Source organism: Pseudomonas sp. KB-10, from assembly GCF_018221585.1.
Lineage (GTDB): Bacteria > Pseudomonadota > Gammaproteobacteria > Pseudomonadales > Pseudomonadaceae > Aquipseudomonas > Aquipseudomonas yangonensis.
This window is the reverse complement of record NZ_QYYB01000004.1, coordinates 18,415-40,035: the sequence shown is the minus strand read 5'-3', so window position 1 is coordinate 40,035 and position 21,621 is coordinate 18,415. Positions and strand designations below refer to the sequence as shown.

The 21,621-nt window shown below is 63.7% G+C and carries 19 protein-coding genes; 6 read left to right on the top strand and 13 right to left on the bottom strand.

The window, feature by feature from the left end:
- The first annotated feature begins 105 nt into the window (after positions 1–105).
- Positions 106–4,314 carry an EAL domain-containing protein gene (locus DXK50_RS11930; RefSeq protein WP_212630472.1) on the top strand — a complete coding sequence of 1,403 codons (4,209 nt, stop codon included), beginning with the start codon at positions 106–108 and terminating at the stop codon, positions 4,312–4,314.
- 127 nt (positions 4,315–4,441) lie between these two features.
- Complete coding sequence (gene glyA, locus DXK50_RS11925) at positions 4,442–5,695, top strand: serine hydroxymethyltransferase (RefSeq protein ID WP_212630471.1); 1,254 nt, start codon at positions 4,442–4,444, stop codon at positions 5,693–5,695.
- Between the two features lie 250 nt (positions 5,696–5,945).
- On the opposite strand, the gene DXK50_RS11920 is transcribed toward glyA, so the two are convergent.
- Entirely contained in the window at positions 5,946–6,452 is a 507-nt protein-coding gene (locus DXK50_RS11920) for a DUF3015 domain-containing protein (RefSeq protein ID WP_212630470.1), read from the bottom strand.
- Between the two features lie 166 nt (positions 6,453–6,618).
- Here DXK50_RS11920 and DXK50_RS11915 point away from each other — a divergent pair, with 166 nt between their 5' ends.
- Positions 6,619–6,990, top strand: coding sequence for a PilZ domain-containing protein (locus tag DXK50_RS11915; RefSeq protein ID WP_212630469.1), 372 nt, complete (start codon positions 6,619–6,621; stop codon positions 6,988–6,990).
- A gap of 6 nt (positions 6,991–6,996) precedes the next feature.
- Here DXK50_RS11915 and DXK50_RS11910 read toward each other — a convergent pair whose 3' ends face one another.
- Together DXK50_RS11910 and radA are read right to left on the bottom strand one after the other, a co-directional pair.
- A complete protein-coding gene (locus DXK50_RS11910; RefSeq protein WP_178101772.1) occupies positions 6,997–7,149 on the bottom strand; it encodes a hypothetical protein in 153 nt (50 codons plus the stop codon).
- Between the two features lie 179 nt (positions 7,150–7,328).
- A complete protein-coding gene (radA, locus tag DXK50_RS11905) occupies positions 7,329–8,687 on the bottom strand; it encodes a DNA repair protein RadA (protein ID WP_161864852.1) in 1,359 nt (452 codons plus the stop codon).
- A 92-nt stretch (positions 8,688–8,779) separates the two neighbouring features.
- Between radA and DXK50_RS11900 the strand changes: the two genes are divergently transcribed.
- Positions 8,780–9,274 carry a GNAT family N-acetyltransferase gene (locus DXK50_RS11900; protein ID WP_161864851.1) on the top strand — a complete coding sequence of 165 codons (495 nt, stop codon included), beginning with the start codon at positions 8,780–8,782 and terminating at the stop codon, positions 9,272–9,274.
- A 93-nt stretch (positions 9,275–9,367) separates the two neighbouring features.
- Here DXK50_RS11900 and DXK50_RS11895 read toward each other — a convergent pair whose 3' ends face one another.
- Positions 9,368–9,646 carry a YdcH family protein gene (locus DXK50_RS11895; RefSeq protein WP_161864850.1) on the bottom strand — a complete coding sequence of 93 codons (279 nt, stop codon included), beginning with the start codon at positions 9,644–9,646 and terminating at the stop codon, positions 9,368–9,370.
- 79 nt (positions 9,647–9,725) lie between these two features.
- Positions 9,726–9,968, bottom strand: a complete 243-nt coding sequence (locus DXK50_RS11890; RefSeq protein ID WP_161864849.1) for a YdcH family protein — start codon at positions 9,966–9,968, stop codon at positions 9,726–9,728.
- 198 nt (positions 9,969–10,166) lie between these two features.
- Here DXK50_RS11890 and DXK50_RS11885 point away from each other — a divergent pair, with 198 nt between their 5' ends.
- Positions 10,167–11,192, top strand: a complete 1,026-nt coding sequence (locus DXK50_RS11885; RefSeq protein ID WP_212630468.1) for a CNNM domain-containing protein — start codon at positions 10,167–10,169, stop codon at positions 11,190–11,192.
- Here the strand turns inward: DXK50_RS11885 and DXK50_RS11880 are convergent, their stop codons facing one another.
- Complete coding sequence (locus DXK50_RS11880; protein ID WP_161864847.1) at positions 11,193–11,969, bottom strand: ferredoxin--NADP reductase; 777 nt, start codon at positions 11,967–11,969, stop codon at positions 11,193–11,195.
- Between the two features lie 69 nt (positions 11,970–12,038).
- Between DXK50_RS11880 and DXK50_RS11875 the strand changes: the two genes are divergently transcribed.
- Positions 12,039–13,163 (top strand): methyltransferase, encoded by a 1,125-nt coding sequence (locus DXK50_RS11875; protein ID WP_212630467.1) that lies wholly within the window; start codon positions 12,039–12,041, stop codon positions 13,161–13,163.
- 5 nt (positions 13,164–13,168) lie between these two features.
- Here DXK50_RS11875 and DXK50_RS11870 read toward each other — a convergent pair whose 3' ends face one another.
- From DXK50_RS11870 to cydB, 7 genes are all read right to left on the bottom strand, one after another.
- Complete coding sequence (locus tag DXK50_RS11870; protein ID WP_212630466.1) at positions 13,169–14,488, bottom strand: TldD/PmbA family protein; 1,320 nt, start codon at positions 14,486–14,488, stop codon at positions 13,169–13,171.
- A complete protein-coding gene (locus DXK50_RS11865) occupies positions 14,488–15,930 on the bottom strand; it encodes a TldD/PmbA family protein (protein ID WP_212630465.1) in 1,443 nt (480 codons plus the stop codon). Before DXK50_RS11865 ends, DXK50_RS11870 begins: the two co-directional genes overlap by 1 nt.
- A 105-nt stretch (positions 15,931–16,035) precedes the next feature.
- Complete coding sequence (locus DXK50_RS11860; protein WP_212630464.1) at positions 16,036–18,447, bottom strand: TonB-dependent receptor; 2,412 nt, start codon at positions 18,445–18,447, stop codon at positions 16,036–16,038.
- 284 nt (positions 18,448–18,731) lie between these two features.
- Positions 18,732–19,652, bottom strand: a complete 921-nt coding sequence (locus tag DXK50_RS11855; RefSeq protein WP_212630463.1) for a FecR family protein — start codon at positions 19,650–19,652, stop codon at positions 18,732–18,734.
- Positions 19,642–20,142 (bottom strand): RNA polymerase sigma factor, encoded by a 501-nt coding sequence (locus tag DXK50_RS11850; RefSeq protein WP_161864842.1) that lies wholly within the window; start codon positions 20,140–20,142, stop codon positions 19,642–19,644. The genes DXK50_RS11855 and DXK50_RS11850 overlap by 11 nt, the downstream gene beginning before the upstream one ends.
- 122 nt (positions 20,143–20,264) lie before the next feature.
- Positions 20,265–20,414: a DUF2474 domain-containing protein gene (locus DXK50_RS11845; RefSeq protein ID WP_161864841.1), complete on the bottom strand. Its 150-nt coding sequence runs from the start codon at positions 20,412–20,414 to the stop codon at positions 20,265–20,267.
- A gap of 199 nt (positions 20,415–20,613) precedes the next feature.
- Positions 20,614–21,621, bottom strand: a complete 1,008-nt coding sequence (gene cydB, locus DXK50_RS11840) for a cytochrome d ubiquinol oxidase subunit II (RefSeq protein ID WP_212630462.1) — start codon at positions 21,619–21,621, stop codon at positions 20,614–20,616.

Here is a 21,621-nt window from a genome sequence, read left to right as displayed (position 1 = left end):
GCACTTGGCCACGTTTACAGGCATCCTACCCGGCTGACATGGGCATACGCCGGCTCATTTGTCTCAAAGCTCAGATAGCTCAGCACTGGCTGCAGGTTCACAAACGTGTCGACTCCCTCATCCCTGCCTTCATCTCCCCCGGGCGAGTCGCGCGCACCGAAACACCGAACGGTGTTGCGGCGCGCGCTGGTGGTGTTGGTAGTGGCGATTCTGGCATTGCTGGCCTGGCAACTGACTCAGGAGTATCGCCAGTTGCTCGCTAGCCAGAAGCGACTGAGCCGGGATTACGCCACCCAGCTGGCCAAGCACGTGAGCCTGAGCATGCGTCTGAAAGCGCAGGCAGGCCAGGCGATGCTGCAGTACGAGGGCAATGACCGCGACCGGGTGGCGACCCTGAGCAGCATTTTTCCGACGCTGCGCAGCGTGGCCCGGCTCGATGCCAATGGGCAGTTGCTGGCCGATAGCGCCGGCGAATCTCGTGACCTCCCTTTCATTCGCAACCTGCAACGACACGCCGGCTCGGCGCCCTATCACTTCGCCTTCAGCGCACAGCAAGGTGGCGCGCTTTATCTGCTGTTGCCCCAGCCAGATGGCAGCCAGTATGTCTTGCGCATGCGCGCCAGCGCACTGCGCCGCTGGCTGCGCGAACAGCATCAAAGCGAATATCAGTGGTTGCTCGAAGACCTGCAAAGTCAGCGGGTCATCGCCCGCGCCGATGATCTGCGACAGCCCGGTGACTCTGTCGCCCCGGTTACCGCAGCGGAGCAGGCACAGAGCCTGGAGCTGATCCCCCTGCCAGGCAGCGACTGGCAATTGCGCGCGCTGTTTGATGCCGATCGCGCCGGCAACGAGCTGATGCCAGCCCTGGCCGGCAAGTTCCTGCTGTTCGCGCTGTGCAGCCTGCTTACCTTGCTGGCCCTGTACGGTCTGCAACGCGAGCAACGCCGCCTGCAACGCCTGAACACCGAGTCGCGCCGCTCATTGCGCCAGGCTGCAAGCGCCCTCGGTGCCGTCGAAGAGCGCATCCTGGTCACCCAGGCCGACGGCAAGTTGCGCTACCTGAACCCACAGGCCGAGGCGCTGTTCGGTATCAGCAGTGAAGCAGCCTGGGACATGCACCTGCTGGATCTGCTGCCCGATCTCGACCCCCTGCTGCTCAACAGCCCCAACCTGGCCAATGATCTGGGGCCGGAGCTGGTCAGAGTGGCGAGCGAGGGCCGCGCGCGCCTGTTCGCCGTGACCCGCAGCGACATCAGCGAGATCGGTCGCCAGGCCGGCTACGTCTGGGTGCTGCGCGACGTGACCAACGAGCAGCAGGCCATGCGCGTGCTGCAGGAAACCCGCCGGCGCTATCAGGACATCTTCGAAGGCACCGGCGTGGCCCTGTGCGTGCTTGATCTTTCCGGCGTGCGCAGCCTGCTGTTGCAGCACAAGCTGCGTGACGCCGCAGGGCTGCAGCGCTGGCTGCGGGCCGATGCCGAACACCACGAGCTGCTGGTCGAGCAGTTGCGCATCACCGAGGCCAATCAGGTGGCGCTCAATCTGCTCGGAGTGAAGACCACCGAACAGGCCTGGCAGCAATTGATCGATAACGGTCCGGTGCAACCGGACGATTTGCGTTATCGCCTGGCCGTGGCCGTGCTCGAAGGCCCCAATCTGGTGGAGCTGGAAACCCAGCTGGTCACCGCACAGGGTTTGCAACGCCACGTCTGGCTGGTGCTGCGGCTGCCGGAAATGATTCAGGACTATCAAGCCGTCACCCTGAGCATCAGCGACATCACCAGCCGCAAGCGCATCGAGCTGTCGCTGATCGAGCGTGAGCGCTTCTGGTCGGAGGTGGTGCGCTCGGTGCCCGACCTGCTCTACGTGCATGACATGCAGAACCGCCAGGTGCTGTTCAGCAACCATAGCCTGGGCCTGCAGCTGGGCTACAGCAAGGCCGAGTTGCGCGCCATGCGCGAGGATTTCTGGCTGCAGGTGCTGCATCCGGACGATGCCGAATACTACTGGCGCATCCGCAATCTGCAGAAGGTGGTCGGCGACGGCCTGCTGCTCGAGTCAGTGCTGCGCTGGCGCCATCGTAACGGTCAGTGGCACTGGTTCAGCATCCGCGAGCAGGCACTGGCGCGCGATGACCACGGCCGCGTCAGTCGCCTGATCGGCGTGGCCAAGGACATCACCGAGCAGATCGAGCGCAACCAGTCGCTGCGCGACAGCGAGCAACGTTATCGTCTGCTGGCCGAAAGCATCAGCGATGTCATCTTCTCCACCGATAGAGCGCTGAACCTCAACTACGTCAGCCCTTCGGTCGAGCCAATCCTGGGCTATTCCGTCAACTGGGTGATGGCCAACAGTTTCTACGGCCTGGCGGCCAATCCGCAGCAACTGGACGGCCTCAACCTGCTGCTCGAACGCATCCGCGATGCGCTCGGCGAGCGCGACCGCCTCAATCGCCTGCGTGACGAACTGCCGGATCAGTTGTTCGTCTTCGATTGCCTGCGCGCCGACGGCCACAAGATTCCGGTAGAACTACGCCTGGTGCTGATGTGGGACGAGAACGGCCGCTTCGAAGGCATCCTCGGCGTTGGCCGCGACATCAGCCAGCAACGCCGGGCAGAAAAAGACCTGCGCATGGCCGCCACGGTATTCGAGCACTCTACCGCCGCGATCCTGGTGACCGATCCGGCCGGCTACATCGTCCAGGTCAACAAGGCGTTCAGTCGCGTCACAGGCTATTCGGCCGGCCAGGTACTCGACCAATTGCCCGGTATGCTCACTGCCGACCGCCAGCAGGCCACTCACCTGCAATACATCCTCGGTCAGCTCAACCAGCGCGGCAGCTGGGAGGGCGAGGTGTGGCTCAAGCGCAAGGGCGGCGAGAACTTCCCGGCCTGGGTCGGCATCACCGCCGTGCATGACGAGGAAGGCGACCTGGTCAGCTACGTGTGCTTCTTCAGCGATATCAGCGAGCGCAAGGCCAGCGAACAGCGCATTCATCGTCTGGCCTACTACGATGCCCTGACTCATCTGCCCAACCGCACCCTGTTCCAGGACCGTCTGCATAGCGCCCTGCAGCACGCCGAGCGGCACAACGAGTGGGTCGTGCTGATGTTTCTCGATCTCGACCGCTTCAAGCCGATCAACGATTCGCTCGGCCATGCCGCCGGCGACCGTATGCTCAAGGACGTGGCCGTGCGCCTGTCGGCCTGTGTCGACGGTGACGACACGGTTGCACGCATGGGCGGCGACGAGTTCACCCTGTTGCTGCAGCCGCGCGCCACCCGCGATGGCGCGCTCAATCGCGCCATTCATGTTGCCGAGCAGATTCTCTCCAGCCTGGCTCGCCCCTTCGTCCTCGAAGGCCGCGAGTTCTTCGTCACCGCCAGTATCGGTATCGCGCTTGCCCCGCAGGACGGCAACGAACTGAGCCAGTTGATGAAGAACGCCGACACCGCCATGTACCACGCCAAGGAGCGCGGCAAGAACAACTTCCAGTTCTACCAGGCCGACATGAACGCCAGCGCACTGGAACGCCTGGAGCTGGAAAGCGACCTGCGCCACGCCCAGGAGCAGGGCCAGTTCGTTTTGCACTACCAGCCGCAGTTCTCCGGCGACGGCCGCCGCCTCACCGGCGTCGAAGCGCTGCTGCGCTGGAATCACCCGAGCCGCGGTCTGGTGCCGCCGGATGACTTCATTCCGGTGCTCGAGGAGCTTGGCCTGGTGGTGCAGGTCGGCGAGTGGGTACTGGAAGAATCGTGCAGGCAGCTCAAGGCCTGGCACGAGGAAAAGATCCGCATCCCCAAGGTCTCGGTCAATCTGTCGGCCCGCCAGTTCGGCGAGGGCGACCTGACGGCGCGTATCGCCACCATCCTGGAAAGAACCGGGGTAGCGCCCGCATGCCTGGAAGTGGAGTTGACCGAAAGCATCCTGATGCGCGACGTCTCCAGCGCGATGCAGACCCTGAACGAGCTCAAGCGCCTCGGGCTGTGCATCGCGGTGGACGACTTCGGCACCGGCTACTCGTCGCTGAACTACCTCAAGCAGTTCCCCATCGACGTACTGAAGATCGACCGCAGCTTCGTTGACGGTCTGCCCGATGGCGAACAGGATGCACAGATCGCCCGCGCCATCATCGCCATGGCGCACAGTCTGAACATGATGGTGATCGCCGAAGGCGTGGAAAGTCACGCCCAGCTGGAGTTCCTGCGCGAACATGGCTGTGACGAAGTGCAGGGCTACCTGCTCGGCAGGCCGATGCAGGCGAGCCAGTTCAGTGCCCAGTTCGGCGGTGCGGCGCTGTTCATACTCAGTTGAGGCCAAGGCGGTAGGCGCTATGAGGGCCACTTGCCAGGCTCATGACCGACCTTCATATGCCTGAATGCGACGTTTGCGGTAGAATCCGCCCCTCTTTCAACCGCCCAGCTGATTTCAGGGGACCGCCATGTTCAGCCGTGATTTGACCCTCGCTCGTTTTGACGCCGAACTCTTTGCCGCGATGGAGCAGGAAGCCCAGCGCCAGGAGGAGCACATCGAGCTGATCGCCTCGGAAAACTACACCAGCCCGGCGGTAATGGAAGCTCAGGGCAGCGTGCTTACCAACAAGTACGCCGAAGGCTACCCGGGCAAGCGTTACTACGGTGGCTGCGAGTACGTCGATGTGGTCGAGCAACTCGCCATCGACCGTGCCAAGGAGCTGTTCGGCGCTGACTATGCCAACGTCCAGCCGCACTCCGGCAGCCAGGCCAACAGCGCCGTGTACATGGCCCTGCTCAATGCTGGCGACACCGTGCTGGGCATGAGCCTGGCCCACGGCGGCCACCTGACCCACGGCGCCAGCGTCAGCTTCTCCGGCAAGATCTACAATGCCGTGCAGTACGGCATCACCGATGCCGGTCTGATCGATTACGACGAAGTCGAGCGCCTGGCCGTCGAGCACAAGCCGAAGATGATCATCGCCGGCTTCAGCGCCTATTCGCAGGTGCTGGACTTTGCCCGCTTCCGCGCCATTGCCGACAAGGTCGGTGCCTACCTGTTCGTCGACATGGCGCACGTGGCGGGCCTGGTCGCCGCCGGCCTGTACCCGAACCCGGTCCCCTTCGCCGACGTGGTCACCACCACCACCCACAAGACCCTGCGCGGCCCGCGCGGTGGCCTGATCCTGGCGCGCAAGAACGAAGAACTGGAGAAGAAATTCAACTCCGCGGTGTTCCCGGGCGGCCAGGGCGGCCCGCTGGAGCATGTCATTGCCGCCAAGGCGGTGTGCTTCAAGGAAGCGCTGCAGCCCGAGTTCAAGGCGTACCAGGCCCAGGTGATCAGGAACGCCCAGACCATGGCCCAGGTGTTCATCGACAACGGCTACGACGTGGTTTCCGGCGGCACGCAGAACCATCTGTTCCTGCTCTCGCTGATCAAGCAGGACATCACCGGTAAGGATGCCGACGCCGCCCTGGGCCGCGCCTTCATCACCGTGAACAAGAACAGCGTGCCGAACGACCCGCGTTCGCCCTTCGTCACCTCCGGCCTGCGTATCGGCACCCCGGCCGTGACCACCCGTGGCTTCAAGGAAGACGAGTGCCGTCAGCTGGCGGGCTGGATCTGCGAAGTGCTGGCCAACCTCGGCAACGAGGAAGTCGAAGGCCGCGTGCGTGAGCAGGTCAAGGCGCTGTGCGCGAAGTTCCCGGTCTACGCCAACTAAGGCTACGCCTGAAACAAAGAAGCCCGCCGATTGGCGCAATGCTGTTCACTTAAGGTTGTACACGTTTGGCTCCCCTCTCCCATTTATGGGAGAGGGGCTGGGGGAGAGGGCTGAAAACACAGCAAAACTGCCAGTTTTCCCCTCTCCCTAACCCTCTTCCCAAAGGGGCGAGGGGACTGATCGCGTCCAACCATTTCTTATGTGAACAGCGTTACGCCAAAGGCGGGCTTCTTTTTGCCTGGGGTTTGCCTTAGGCCGGCTGTTTCACATAGCGCGCCAGTTGCGCATCACGGCTCATTACATCGAGGGTAGCGGCCAGTACCTGCTCGCTGGTGGCGTCGGCCTGGCTGAAGATGGTGCCGAAGTTGTCATGGGTGACCTTGGCAAAATGCGCGCGGTCCTGAGCCTCGACGCCCAGCAGGGTGGCGTATGCATCCAGCGCTTCGCCCCGGCCCATGGCCATGTCTTCGGCGATGGAATCGAGCATGCCGTTCATTGCCAGCATCGAACGACCGTTGTAGCCCAACGCACCGCTGGTATCGCAGCCATTGGTCCCGGAAGTCATACCGAAGGTGGCGTTACCCGAAGTGCCGTTGGTAGTGGTGGCCAGGAAGTGCGGGGCCATGCCACGCTGGCCTTCGAACAACATGTTGCCCCAGCCGCAACCATTGCCGCCCGCAGCATCGGCGAAAGCACCAACACTGGCCATGCTCAACAGGCCGAAGACCAAACCTTTGCCTAGCAGTCGCTTGCTCATATCTATCGCTCCGCAATATCGAGTAATAAAAACCGCATAAGGAGCTTCGGCGAGACTTGGCTACCTGTCAAACTAATGTGCATCGGTTGTGTGCTACGGCACATGGGCTGGCGTACATGGCCATCAGCCTTGGCTATAGTGTTGTAAATCCTTCAGGAGTATCGGCATGAGTGAATCAGCCAACGAGCGTCGGCGCTTTCATCGTATCGCTTTCGACGCGCCCACCATCATCGCCCAGGGCAAGCGGCAATGGTCGGCAGCTCTGCGCGATATTTCTCTCAAGGGCCTGCTGATCAGCACGCCTGGTGACTGGAACGGCGACCCGGATCAACCCTTCGATGCCCTTATCGAGCTAGGGGGCGAAGCCAAGGTGAAGATGGAGGTGGAGCTGACACGCACCCAGTCAAAATCCCTGGGCTTCGTCTGCCGTCATATCGATCTGGAATCCATCAGTCATTTGCGCCGCCTGGTCGAACTCAACCTTGGCGATGAGCAGTTGCTGGAACGCGAACTGGCGGCGCTGGGCGAAGACGACTGAGTCGCTTCAATGGCGCTTGCGCGCCGCCTCGTCCTCACGCTGCTGGCGTTGTTGGCGAAGCGCCTGAATGCGCAGCACCTCACCATGGGCCTCGCGTGACTGCGTTGCCTTGGCGTCGAAGTTGAAGGCACGGGAAAAGTAATCGAAGAACAGGAACATGAGAGCGTCTCCTTCAGTGGATACGCCCTCATGCTGCTCGCCGATAGCCAGCTACCTGTTGATCTGCGTCAGTTTTCGCCAGGCCCCGTTGGCGACAGAACGCCGCAGTCCGGTAGCCGGATGAATCCGGGATGAACCGCACTGCACAAGCACCGGATTGCATCCGGCTGCGCCCTCCCCTATTCGAACAGCGCATCCAGCGCCTGTTCAAGACGTGTGACCGCGACGATCTGCAGCCCGGCCGGCGCTTCCTTGGGCGCATTACCCTTGGGCACGATGGCACGCTTGAAGCCGTGCTTGGCCGCCTCCTTCAGACGCTCCTGGCCGCTCGGCACCGGGCGGATCTCACCGGACAGGCCGATCTCGCCGAACACCAGCAGATCATGCTGCAGCGGCCGGTTGCGCAGGCTGGAAATCACCGCCGCCATCAGCGCCAGATCGGAGGCCGTCTCCAGTACCTTCACCCCGCCGACGACGTTGAGAAACACGTCCTGATCATAGGTCGGGATACCACCGTGGCGGTGCAGCACCGCCAGCAGCATGGCCAGGCGGTTCTGGTCCAGGCCCAGAGTCACGCGCCGCGGGTTGCCCAGGTGGCTGGTGTCGACCAGCGCCTGCACCTCCACCAGCATCGGTCGCGAGCCCTCCCAGGTGGCCATCACGACGCTGCCGGGCACTGCCTCTTGGGCACGGGTGAGGAAGATCGCCGAGGGGTTGGAAACCTCCTTGAGGCCCTTGTCGGTCATGCCGAACACGCCCAGCTCGTTGACCGCGCCGAAGCGGTTCTTCACAGCGCGCAAGAGACGCAGACGACCGTCGGATTCGCCCTCGAAATACAGCACGGTATCGACCATGTGCTCCAGCACGCGCGGCCCGGCCAATGCGCCCTCCTTGGTCACGTGGCCGACGAGGAAGATCGCCGTGCCGCTCTGCTTGGCGAAGCGCACCAGCAGCGCCGCGCTCTCGCGTACCTGGGCCACGCCGCCCGGTGCCGACTGCAACTGTTCGGTGAAGATGGTCTGGATCGAGTCGATGACCATGACCTTGGGCTTTTCCTGGCGCGCGGTGGCGATGATCGACTCGATGCAGGTCTCGGTCATCACCTTCAGCTTGTCCTGCGGCAGGTCCAGGCGCCTTGCGCGCATGGCCACCTGCTGCTGCGACTCCTCGCCGGTGACGTACAGCGCCGGGAAGCGCTGGGCGATGTTGCACAGGGTCTGCAGCAGGATGGTCGACTTGCCGATACCGGGATCGCCGCCGATCAACACCACCGAACCATCCACCAGGCCTCCGCCAAGCACCCGATCCAGCTCGCTGGAGGCGGTGGAGAAACGCGGAATTTCCTCGACGCTGACCTCGGCCAGGGTTCTGATATTGGCCTTGTCGCCGGCCCAACCGGTGCGCCCGCTGGGCGTGGCGCCCTCGACCACGGTTTCCACCAGGGTATTCCAGGCGCCGCACTCACCGCACTGCCCTGCCCACTTGGGAAAGGTGGCGCCACACTCGGTGCAGCCGTACATGCGTTTTGCCTTGGCCATTGCGATCGATCCTGCCGCTGAACGAAGGCTGGAACGATACCGAACAACTGGATAAATTTACAGACCACGCCCTCTTCGCCCGGAACGCGCCCATGCAGATCCAACTGCTGCCAACCAGCGCCGAACAGCTACCGCTGCTGGCCAACCTCTACCAGTTCTATGCCTACGAAAGCTCCGACTGGGAGCAGGAGGACGTGGAGACGGATGGCCGCTTCTACGTTCACCAGCCGCACCTGCAGCGTTACTGGCAGGAGCCGGGCTGGAGCGCGCAACTGATCCTTGCCGATGGCTTCATTGCCGGTTTTCTGCTGATCGAGCGCAGCGAACTGCCGGGTATCGAGGCATTTGAGTTCGCCGACCTGTTCATTTTGAAGAAGTATCGCCGCCACGGCATCGGCCGAGCGCTGGTGCAACAAGTGATGGGCGATGGCAGCCCGTGGCTGCTGCGCTACTACCGTCAGGATGAGCTGGCGTGTGCCTTCTGGCAGCAGCTTCTGAGCGAGTGGCCCAGACCGGTGCGCGCGGTATGGACGGAAGAAGAGGCGGACGGGTTGCTCACCTACCTGATCAACCCGCCCGTGCATTGAAGCGGGTCGCCCCGCAATGGCGTAGGAGTGGCTTCAGCCACGAACAGCTGTGCAGCGAGATTGGCGGCTGAAGGCGCTCCGGAAGGTTTTCCGTCAGCCTCCGCAGCCGTTGCCGCAACCGCAGCACTGCCCACTTGCGCGCTTGAGCTGTCGCGCCAGCTCGTCCTTGAGGGCGACGCGGTTGAGCTTCAGCGCCTGCAGCGAGACATCGTCGAGCAGCTCGATGCCGTCTTCGATGCGGCAGATACGCTTGTCCAGGGCCTCGTATTCCTCAGCCTGACGGGCGAACAGCGCATCTTCCTGGCGCAGGCGCTGCAGGGCTGCGCGGTCTTCGGAAAAATCGTGGACAAGCGAGTGATGATCGACGTGCATGGCGCAGCTCCTGTTCAAGGTGTTGCGCGCAGGCTAGCCCGTCTCCAGCCCCTAACCCTTGACCCCGATCAAACCCGATTCAGGTAGCCCCGTGCAGCAGACCGGCTATCTCGTCCTTGAGTCCCACACGCTGCAGTTTTAGCCCCTGTAATGTCAGGTCATCGGTCGCCGAACGGCCGTCCTCTATCTCGTAGATGCGTTTGTCCAGCGCCTCGTACTCGGCAGCCAGACTGGCGAAACGCGCATCGCTCTGCATCAGCTTGCGCAGCGCATCGTGATGCTGCGGAAATTCTCGATTGAGCGGGTGATGTTCAAGCGGCATGAGATATTCTCCCCAAGGATACCTTTCACAGCCTAGCCGAAGCTGGGCTGCGTGCAGTGACCGAGCGGTGCCAAGCACCAAACTTGCGCGAACCGTAGCAGCATGAACCTGCACGGCGAAAACAAATGTTGCAGCTTTCCTGCATTTTTCTCTGCATTTCGGCTAGATTAATCGCCCCTTGGCCACTTACCCCCCTAAATGACACTCCTGATAGCGTTCGCTGTCCTCTCCATTCTGGTTTCGTTCATCTGCTCCATCCTCGAAGCCGCTCTGCTTTCCCTCACGCCCAGTTACATCGCCCAGCAGAAGGTTGCAAAGCCCCAGCTGTACGAAAGGCTGAAAGCACTCAAAGACAAGATCGATCAGCCACTGGCAGCCATCCTGACCCTCAATACGGTGGCGCATACCGTCGGTGCGACCGGTGTCGGCGCGCAGGTCGCCATCGTCTTCGGTGACGGTTATCTGGGTATCGCCTCGGCGGTCATGACGCTGCTGATTCTGGTCCTTTCGGAAATTTTGCCGAAGACCATCGGTGCCCGTTACTGGCGCGCCCTGGCGCCATTTCTGCCGGGCCTGCTGCGCGCGATGATCCTGCTGCTCAAGCCGTTCATCGTGCTCTCGGACCTGATCATGCGCCTGTTCGGCGGCAAGGAGCCGGAGCATGACATTCGCCAGGAGATCAAGGCGCTGACCCTGCTCGGCCGCGAAGTGGGCAAGCTCGACGAAGACGAACAGCGGGTCATCGGCAATATTCTCGATCTGCATGAAATTCGTCTGCGCGACATCATGACCCCGCGCATCGTCTGCGAGTCGGCCGCGCCGGATGAATCGATCGCCGCGTTCAAGGCGCGCGCCAGGGAAAGCCAGTTTTCCCGCTACCCGGTCATCGGTGAAGACGAAGCGCCGCTGGGCGTGGTGTTCCGCTACGACGCCCTGGCCGCCGAGAACGATGCCGAGCCGATCACCCGGATCATGAAGCCGCTGAAAGTCGTGCCGGACAGCATGAACGTGGAAAACCTGATGACCCTGCTCATGCAGGAGCGTCAGCACATGTGCCTGGTGTACGACGAGTTCGGTAGCTGGCGCGGCCTGGTGACGCTGGAAGACATCATGGAAACCATCATCGGCAAGCCGATCCTCGACGAGACCGACGACATCCCCAACATGCGCCGCTTCGCCAAGCGCCGCTGGGAGCATCGGATCAAATCGATCCGCGAAGTCTGATTACCAGTAGTTTTCCACCGCCACCTGACCCGGTCGCCGGGTCAGGCTCAGGTTCAGACCGCGCGCCTTCAGACGCTGGCGAATGTCGTCGATCATCTGCGGGTTGCCGCAGATCATCACCCGTGAATGTTCGGGCGTCAGCTTGAGTCCGGCGGCGCGCTCCAGTTCGCCGTTATCAAGTAGCTCGGTGATGCGCGCATTGAGACAGCCCGGCGCCTGCTCGCGGGTGACCACCGGCAGGTAGGTGAGCCTGTCGGCGAGCCCGGCCAGATGTTCCAGCTGACCAAGCCCCCTGATCAGCGGTTGATAGGCCAGCTCGGCGCAGGTCCGGGCGCTGTACACCAGTACGATGCGCTCGAAGCGTTGCCAGACCTCGAAATCCTGCAGCATCGACAGGAATGGCGCGATACCCGTGCCACTGCCCAGCAGCCACAGGTCGCGGCCATCGACGAAGCGATCCAGGGTCAGGTAGCCGGTCGCCATTTTTTCCACCAGCAGGCTGTCACCGACACGCAAGCGGCTCAGCTCACTGGTGAACTCGCCGCCCGGTACCACGATGGAGAAGAACTCGAGAAACTCGTCATGCGGCGCGCAGACCAGCGAATAGGCGCGCCAGACCAGACTGCCGTCGGCCTTTTCCACGCCCAGCCGGACGAACTGCCCGGCGCGAAAACGAAAGCCTGCATCCCGGGTGGTACGCAAGGTAAACAGGCTCGGCGTCAGGCTGTGCACCTCGAGCAGCGTCTGACGGGTGAACTTGTCTTCGCTGACGGTCATAATCGCCCCCTTGTTCGAATCTGCTGCCAGTGTCGCGCATTGTGCGGCCGGCAAACACCGACGGTTTCCATGCCTATTTTCACGACGCCCTTCGCCAGCCTCGAGCTGCTGCGCCAACCGCATCAGGCGAACGAGCCTCTGCAAGCGTTCGACGCCGCGGACGAGTATCTGCTCAACCATCTGCATGAGCACGGCCTGCAGGCCAAGGATTCGGTACTGCTGCTCAACGACAGTTTCGGCGCCCTCGCCTGTTCGCTGGCCGGGCGTTGCCGGGTGACCAGCAGCAGCGATTCGCACCTGGGGTTTCTCGCCCTGCAGAAGAACCTCGCGGCCAATGGTTTGGGCAGCGATGCAGTGTCCTTTGTGCCGAGCAGCGAAACACCGCTGGGTCCGTTCGACTGGGTGCTGATCCGCGTACCCAAGACCCTGGCGCTGCTGGAGGAGCAACTGATTCGCCTGCATGGCCAGCTGGCGCCGAACGCCCGCGTGGTGGCCGCGGCGATGGTCAAGCATCTGCCGCGTGCGGCGGGTGATCTGTTGGAAAAATACATCGGCCCCGTGCAGGCTTCACTGGCGGTGAAAAAGGCGCGCCTGCTGATGAGCGCGCCGGAGAACAAGGCCGTGCCGGACTCGCCCTACCCGAGCCGCTACCGTCTGGACAAACCGGCTCTGGAGCTGATCAACCACGCCAACGTGTTCTGCCGCGACGGTCTGGACATCGGCACCCGTGCCTTTCTGCCACACCTGCCGCGGCACCTCGACGCGCGCCGCGTCGCCGATCTGGGTTGCGGCAATGGCGTGCTCGGCATCGCCTATGCCATGAATAGCCCGCAGGCGCAGCTAACCCTGGTCGACGAGTCGTACATGGCCGTGCAGTCGGCGCAGGAAAACTGGCGCGCGGCCCTCGGTGATCGGCCGGTGACCATCCGTGCCGGCGACGGCCTGGCGGAGCAGCCGGCTGGCTCGCTGGACCTGGTGTTGTGCAACCCGCCGTTCCACCAGCAGCAGGTAGTCGGCGACTTTCTCGCCTGGCGCATGTTCCAGCAAGCCCGTGCGGCGCTGGTGACCGGCGGCGAACTGTGGATAGTCGGCAACCGCCACCTGGGCTATCACGCCAAGCTGGCGCGCCTGTTCCGCGGTGTCGAGCAGGTGGCGGCCAACCCCAAGTTCGTAGTGCTCAAGGCGAGCAAGTAAGCCACCTACAAGGTCAGGGTAAAGCGCGAGAGCAAGGCTCCCGGCAGCGCCATCGAGCCGGTCTGCCGGGCGCCGTAGGTGCCGCCGGGCAGCAGCAGTTCGGGCTCTCGGGTCAGGGCTTCGAGCTGCGCGCCGAGCACATCGAACAGCGAGTCGTCGAAGCGCATGGTGGTGACCGGTGCGTGGATCTGCCCGTCCTCGACCCAGAAGGTGGCGAAGCGGGTCATGCCGGTCAGACGAGCGGCCGGCAGATCGGAAAAATTCCCGTACCACAGGTTGCCGATATACAGGCCGGTACCCAGACGCTGCAGAACGTCCTGCTCGTCCAGCTCGCCACCCTGCATGCGCAACGACAGCGGGTATTCGCCTCGGCAGGCGCCATTGGCGAGCAGACCGTACTCGGCGGCGCTGCGCGAGCTGACCAGGCGCTCGACGGGCCGCCCCTGGCTGATCAGACGCAGCGGCTGGCGTGGCCCTTCAGGCGTGAATGCCGGTGCCAGGCCACCCTCGATACGCTCTTCCATGGTCACCCGCGAACTGAGCTCGGCCTTGCCGTTGTACAGGCGCTGCAGTGGGCTGCCGCCCGAGGCCAGCGCCTGCGCGCCGAAGCCCCAGCAGCATAGGCTGATCAGCTCCTCCAGCGCCGCCGGCGCCAGGTAGGCACGATAAGCCCCGGGCTGCAATGCCTTGGCCGGGCGGCCGAGATACGCCAGTTGCTGCCGCGCGTCCTCGAGCTTGCGGGCGAAGGCCTGAGCGTCCCACTGCTCAGCGGCATAGGCGCTTTTCACCGCCTGGCCATTTTTGTGGAACAGGCTGAATTCGAGGTTGAAACTGCTCGCGGCGTACCAGCCGAACGCGCCCCAGGAACTGGCGAAGCCCTGGTATTGCGGCCCGACGGCAAGAAAGCCGACCAGATCCAGACCGCTGGCAGCACGGACGATCTGTACCGCCATGGCCGCACTATCCAGCGGCGCGGCGGACGCAGTGACGTCACTGCGCCAGGCTTCACGATTCAGGCGCAGATACGGATCGTCGCTCAGGGTGGGCAGTACCGCTCGCAGTCGCTGCAGAGCTTGCTGCAGACGGGGCGCATCCTCGTCTAGCACACCGCTGAGCGCCAGTCTGCTTTCGGCATGACGCTGCCCCTGATACAGCGACAGCGTGACGTACACCTGCTGCACCTGCCCCGCCTGGCGCACCTGCCCGTGATTGAAACGAATGAAGCTTGAGTCCTCGGCGGCATAGGCCAGGGTGAAACCCTCCTCGCCACCGACCTGCTCCTGCAACTGCGCCAGCAGCTGGCTGAAATGCTGACGTGCTTCCATCAGGCGGCCCCTCCGAAAACGTCGATATCGGCGAATACGCAGGCGGGAGAGGCATGCCCGACGCGGATCACCTGATTGGGTTCGCCCTTGCCGCAGTAGGGCGTGCCGAGTATCTCGAAGGTACTGGCGTCGCCCACCGCACGCAGGTTGCGCCAGAAGCGCGAGCTGATGCCGCGGTAGTTGGGGTTCTTCACCACACCCTTGAGTTCGCCGTTCTCGATCAACTGACCCCACTCGCAGCCGAACTGGAACTTGTTGCGCGCATCGTCGATCGACCAGGAGCGGTTGTTGCTCATCAAAATGCCGCGCTCGATGCCACCGATCAGCGCGGCAAGGGTCTTGTCGCCCGGTTCCAGATTGAGGTTGGCCATACGATCGATCGGCGGCCGGTTCCAGCTGCAGGCGCGGCTGTTGGCGACTCCCGGCAAACCGCTGCGCCACTGCGACAGCGCGCCGCCCAGCGGACGCTGGAGAATGCCGTCACGGATCAGCAACTGGCGCTCGGCCGGCGTGCCATCGTCATCATGACGATAGCTGGACAGCTCTCCCGGCACGTCCGGATCGAAACTGACGTTGAGTAGCGGCGAACCGTAGCGGTAGTGACCGAAATCTTCCTGGCGAATAAAGCTGGTGCCGGCGAAGTTGCGCTCGTCACCGAGGATGCGGTCCAGCTCCAGCGGATGGCCGATGGACTCGTGAATCTGCAGGATCATCTGGTCGGGCATCAGCAGCAGATCGCGCGAGTCGTTCGGCGTGTTCGGTGCCAGCAGCAGCTGCAACGCCTCATCGGCGATGCGCGTCGCACTGCCGATCACGCCCAGCTGATCGAGCACCTCGGCGCCACCCTGGCGCGCCAGATGGCTGCCACCGAAGCTGCGGCTCTGGCTGTCGCGCTCGTCGCTGGCGGTCACGCCGACCTGGGGGAAGACATAACGCTGAGCACGACGCAGGCGCGCGCCGGCACTGTTGAGATAGATCTGCTCGTGAGCGGTGAAGGTCAGCCCGACATGGCTGTCGATCAGGCGGGCATCGCGGGGAATCAGCGCCGATTCCGCCATCAGCAGCTCGTACCAGTGCGCGACACCATCCTGCCGCTGATCGTAACCCGGCATCACGTCATCGTTCTGCTCGGCTGGTTGCGGCAGGCTGCCGAGATCCAGCAGGTTATGACCGGCCAGGCTTCGGGCCATCTGCTCGGCCCGCTGCAGCGCCGCCTGCAGACCGGCCTGGCTGATGTCGCAGGTGGCCGCGTAGGCCTCGACGCCGGCAATGCGCACGCTAAGCATGGCGCCGCCATCATCGACGAAGGACGGTGCCTGCGCGACCCGTCGGCGCACCCAGTAGGATTCCCGGCTTTCCTGCACATGGCGCAGCGACCAGAAATCGGCGGTGGTTTTCAGCGCGGCAAAGCGCCGCTCCAGGGTGTCGCTGAGGGCGAACATCGAGCCTCCTCGGCATGCGGCAAAGGAGGCAGTATGGAAACAATCGTCCAACGGGATCAACCGCCCCGTGCGAGCGCAGGCATCTTATGCGGTGTGGCAGGCGCCTTAGAAATCCACCGTCGCCGAGACCTTGAAGGTACGCGGCGCGCCCTGGGTCAGGTAACCGCCATTGGCCGACGCCCAGTAGTTCTCGTCGGCGACGTTCTCCACCACCGCGTTGAGGGTCAGCGCGCGCTCGTCCAGACGGGTCTTGTAGCGGGCGCCCAGGTCAACGCGGGTCCAGGCGGGAATGCTGTAGTCGTTGCCGGCATCCACGAACTGGCCTCCGGTGCGCAGCAACAGACCATTGAGGCTCAGACCGGGCACGCCCGGCACGTCCCAGTCGGCAGAGAGGTTGAACTGGAATTCCGGAACCCCGACGGCCTGGTTGCCGTCATTGGTACCGCCTGCAGTGCCGCGTAGCTCAGCCTCGGTCCAGGTCGCCCCACCCAACAGGCGCAGGCCACCGAGCGGCTCACCGAACAGGCTCAGCTCGACGCCGCGGTTGCGCTGCTCGGCATCCACGCCGTAGTTGCCGTTACCATCGATCACGCCTTGCGGCTGTTCGATGCGAAAGACGCTCAGGTTGCCGCCAAAGCGTCCCCAGTCCAGTTTCATCCCCAGCTCGGTCTGCTTGGAGCGATAAGGCGCGAACATCGTCCCGCGGTTGTTCGCGGCGTTGGGCGCGGTCGGTCCCTGCTGCAGCGATTCCACGCGGTTGGCATAGAGCGACAAATACTCGGTGGGCTTGATCACCAGGCCGTAAGCCGGTGTGGTGATGCTCTCCTGATAGTTGGAAGTGCGGCTGCCATTGGCCGCGCTCCAGGCATCAGCGCCGATGGTTTGGCGCCGGACGCCCAGGGTCAGCAGTACACGATCATCGTAGAAGCCCAGGGTATCGGACACGGCCAGGCTTTTGTTCTGCACCTTGGCAGTGGTATCCGGATCATGCAGGTCGCCGGAGGGCGGGCTGGCCGTCGGCACGGGTACGGGCAGGCCCTCGTAAAGGTTGCCGTAGCCACGATTGTCAACGGTAGTGGACTCGAAGGCATTGCGCTTTTCCTGCCAGATGCCGTTAGCCGCCAGGTTGAGCTTGTGGCTGACCGGCCCGGTCAGCAAATCGCCACGCAGGCCAGTGGCCACGCTAAGGGTTTCCTGATCCAGAGGCGAATACAGGCGACCAATTTGTGCTGCGCCATCGGCGCCGTACACGTAGTTGGAGGCGTACACACCGTTCTCTCGCGTGTACTTGCCGCCACCGATCAGATAAGCCGTCCAGGACGGCGACAGATCGTACTCGGCGCTGAACATGGCGTAGCTGTCTTCGAGCTGCGACCAGCTCCAGGGCTGGGCGTAGTTGTGTTTGGAGTCCGGCGCCGACGGCACCTTGCCGTTGAGGGTGCTGGTGACTGTGGCGTTGGAGGTGGTGGTCAGGTACACCACCGAACGGCCCTGGTTCACACGCTGCTTCTGGTAGCCGAGATCCGTCGCCAGGCGCAGGCGATCGCCGCGATAGTCTAGTCCCAGGGCTGCCAAGTGAAAGCGCGAATGCTCCCGGTCAACGCCCGTCTCGCCCTCACGCTGCGCCAGGTTCAGGCGCACGCCGAAGCGGTTGTCCTCACCGAAGCGCTGGCCAAGATCCAGGTGCCCACCCACCCGGCTGTCGTTGGCGTAATCCAGGGTGAAACTGCGCGTCGGGGTGTCCTCGGCACGCTTGGATACCACGTTGATCGCCCCGCCGACGCCGCTGCCACTGGGCGACACGCCATTGAGAAAGGCATTGGCCCCCTTGAACACCTCGACCCGCTCAACCGACTCGGTGGAGATGATCTGCCGGGGCAGGATGCCGTAAAGGCCGTTGAAGGCGATATCGTCGCTGTACAGCTGGAAGCCGCGCACGACGAAGACCTGGGAGAAGTTGCCGAAACCGTAGGACTGACGCACGCCCGGGTCGCTGGCCAGCACATCGGCCAGGGTCTGTGCCTGACGCGTCTCGATCAGCTCGCTGGTATAGCTGGAGAAGGCGAAGGGCACGTCCTGCATGTCCTGGTTGCCCAGCAGGCCGATGTTGGCGCCGCGCGCCACCTGGCCGCCGGCGTATTCACTCGGCAGGTCGCGGCGGCCGTCGACCTGGCCACTGACGGTAGTGGCACCCAGCTCCAGCACGTCGTCATCCGCAGGGCGCGGGATCAGCGTGACGGTGCCATCGGCGCCGATGCTGAAGCTCAGGCCGCTGCCCTGCAGCAGCTGCTGCAGCCCGTCACTGACAGAGTAGTCACCCTTCAACGCGCTGCTGCCGCCTACGCCGCGCGTCAGGTTGGCGTCGTACAACAGGCGAATGCCCGCCTGTTCGGCGAAATCGGTAAGCGCCGAATCCAGGGGCTGGGCCGGAATATCGAGTTCGACGGCTTGTACCTGAGCGGCGGCGAGACCGAGGGAAAGCGCGACCAACGTCGGGAGGAAGGGAAACGAACGCATGGGGATGTCCTGTGCTCTGCTGGCTATTCATGCGAAGAAGTCGCATTTGCAGAAACAGAAGACGAAGGCGATTCGCATTCCTGAACCTGGAGCGCGATATTTTTGCAAAGAGACGCACGACATTACTGAAAACGTAGCCCGGATGGCATCGGGCTATCGATTGGCCAGGCAACGGTAGTCCGCTCTCACTCACCCTCGCGGACAGGTCCGCGAGCTTTTTGCTCCGGCCACGAACAGCCCTTCCCGCATCCCGTGAGCAGCGTTCGCCTTCAAGCCGCCGCCCATCAGCCCTCGGAAGAAACCAGCAGCCCCCCCGGCAAGCGGGTCAGCTTGACCGGCAGAGCGGTCTCGATGGCGCGCAGAACCGCCTGCGGATCGTCCAGAGCGAACACCCCGGTCACTTTCAGCGCACGCGCCTGCGCGTCGAGGAACAGCACCTGCTGCGACTGCTGGCGCTGCAGCTCCTCGAACACTTCGGGCAGCGGGCGGTCACGGAACACCAGGCGGCCGCGTTGCCAGGCCAATGCCCTGGCGCTGTCCAGCGGCTCCGGGGATTGCAGGCGACCGTCCTGCCAGGCGATCTGCTCGCCGGCCTGCACGGCCCGCTCGCTACCGGCGGCATCGCTGACCTGCACATGCCCCTCGGTCACGGCGAGCAGCACCTGATCGTCCAGCAGGTTGACGTCGAAGCGGGTACCGGTAACGCGGATGCGCGCTTCGCCGGCTTCGATCACGAAGGGATGAGCCGCGTCGGCCGCTATCTGGAAGTCCACCTGGCCGCGGTACAGGCGAACGCGACGCTGGCCATCGACGTTGGCGTCCCAGTCCAGGGCAGTGGCGCCGTTGAGCTGCAGCCGCGAGCCATCGTCCAGCCTCACTTCACGAACCTCGCCTGCCACGGTTCGCACGTCGGCATGCCAGCCAGGCGGCGCCAACCACAACGCCAGCAGTAGGCAGGCCGCAGTGGCCAGCGGTAGCGGCCAGCGCCGCACGCGACGCGGCATGGCCCGCACCCCGGCTGCAGGACGCTCGACCTGGCCGAGCAGCGCCCACAGACGCTCCACTTCAGCCAGGGCCCTGGCATGCTCGGCGCTGGCATGGCGCCAGCGTTCGGCTGCCGCGCGGTCAGCCGCGCTGGCCCTTCCGGAGTTCAGCAGCACCAGCCACTCCCGGGCCTGGCTGCGCAAATCCGCCTCAGTTGTCATCCATGCGTTCCTGGCAATATTCGAGGGCCTTGAGGATATAGCGCCCGGCCATACTTTCCGAGACGCCAAGGCGCTCGCCAATCTCACGCTGGGTAAGGCCATCCAGGCGATTCCACACCAGCGCCTGGCGCAGATGCTCGGGCAGTTCGTGCATCAGTGCCTGCAGACGAGCCAGGCGGCGGCTGTTCTCGGTGGCGCGCTCGGGTTCGGGCAGTTCGCTTTCCAGCGCCTCGTCGAGCGGCGCCAGCTGCGGGCGCACCTGTTGCTGGCGGTGGTGGTCGATGAGCAGGTTGCGGGCGATGCGGTAGAGAAAGGCGCGCACGTTGCCGATCTCATCGGTCCGGCGTCCTTGCAGGCGCAGCCAAGTTTCCTGGCGCAGGTCGGCGGCGAGTTCGCTGCAGCGTGTCTGTCGGGTGAAGAAACGCAACAGTTCCGCGGAATGGCGTCGGAACAGCTCTTCGGGCGGCTGTGGATCGACTGGCAGGGACACGGGCGCTTCTCGGTGCCGGAAAGGCCGAGAAAATATTACAACTGGAAATGATTTTCAAAAATATCCGACAAGTGATCGCAGTCCTTCTGGTCGATTCACGCCGGCACCGGGCTCGGAAGGGTTCAACCCGGCGTACCGAGCCCCGCCGCGCTCATGAACTGGCGCAGCAGCCAGGCCACCGCGCCCAGCGTCAGCACGCTGGCCGTCCAGATCAGCACCAGCCAACCCAAACGCTGCCACAGGGGTTTCTTCTCTTGCCCGACCTTGGTCATATCGCCTCCTTCGAAGCTGGTTCAGCGCCTCGCGAGCTAGAGTCGTGCAAGGCGCAACGTGAGTAACGGCCTCCGGCTGGTCAAAGCAGGCGAGAACCGGCCGGAGTCGCACTCGACTTTACAAGCCGTAAATGAGCAGTGCTCGCATCGCTCGCCTCTACCCCGCATGGCCGACGCGCAGCAGGCTTTGGACAGGTTCTCAATGGTAGCCGTCGTCCTGGGTCACCTTGCCGCGGAACACGTAATAGCTCCACGCCGTGTACATCAGGATGAAGGGGATGATGAGCAACGCGCCGACCAGCATGAAGCCCTGGCTCTGCGGCGGTGCAGCCGCTTCCCAGATGCTGATCGATGGCGGGATCACGTTCGGCCACAGGCTGATGCCCAGGCCGCTGTAGCCGAGGAAGATCAACACCAGGGTGAGCAGGAACGGCGAGTAGTTGCGGTTGTCTGCCACCGCGCGCAGCAGTGCATAGGTGCACAGCAGCACCAGCACCGGCACCGGCATGAACCAGAACAGGTTGGGCAGGCTGAACCAGCGATCGGCGATATCCGGATGGGCGAAGGGGGTCCACAAGCTGACGATACCGGTCACCGCCAGCACCACGAACACCAGCGGTCGCGCCATGTCGTGCATCTGCTGCTGCAGGCGGCCCTCGGTCTTCATGATCAGCCAGGTGCAGCCGAGCAACGCATAGGCCACGATCAGCGCCAGGCCGCAGAACACCGAAAAGGGTGTCAGCCAGTCGAACGGACCGCCGGCATAGGTGCGATTGACCACCTCGAAGCCATTGATGTAGGCGCCCAGCGCCACCCCCTGAAAGAAGGTTGCGGTGAGCGAGCCGCCGATGAAGGCCTTGTCCCACAAGTGGCGCTTGTCGGCCTTGGCCTTGAAGCGGAACTCGAAGGCCACGCCGCGGAAGATCAGCCCCAGCAGCATCAGGATCAGAGGCAGGTAGAGGGCGCTCAGCACCACCGAATAGGCCAGCGGGAAGGCGCCGAACAGGCCGGCGCCGCCTAGCACCAGCCAGGTTTCGTTGCCGTCCCATACCGGCGCCACGGTGTTCATCATCACATCGCGCTCGCCCTCGTTCCTGATGAAGGGAAAGAGGATGCCGATGCCCAGATCGAAGCCGTCCATCACCACATACATCATCACCCCGAAGGCGATGATCACTGCCCAGATCAGCGAAAGATCGATACCCAT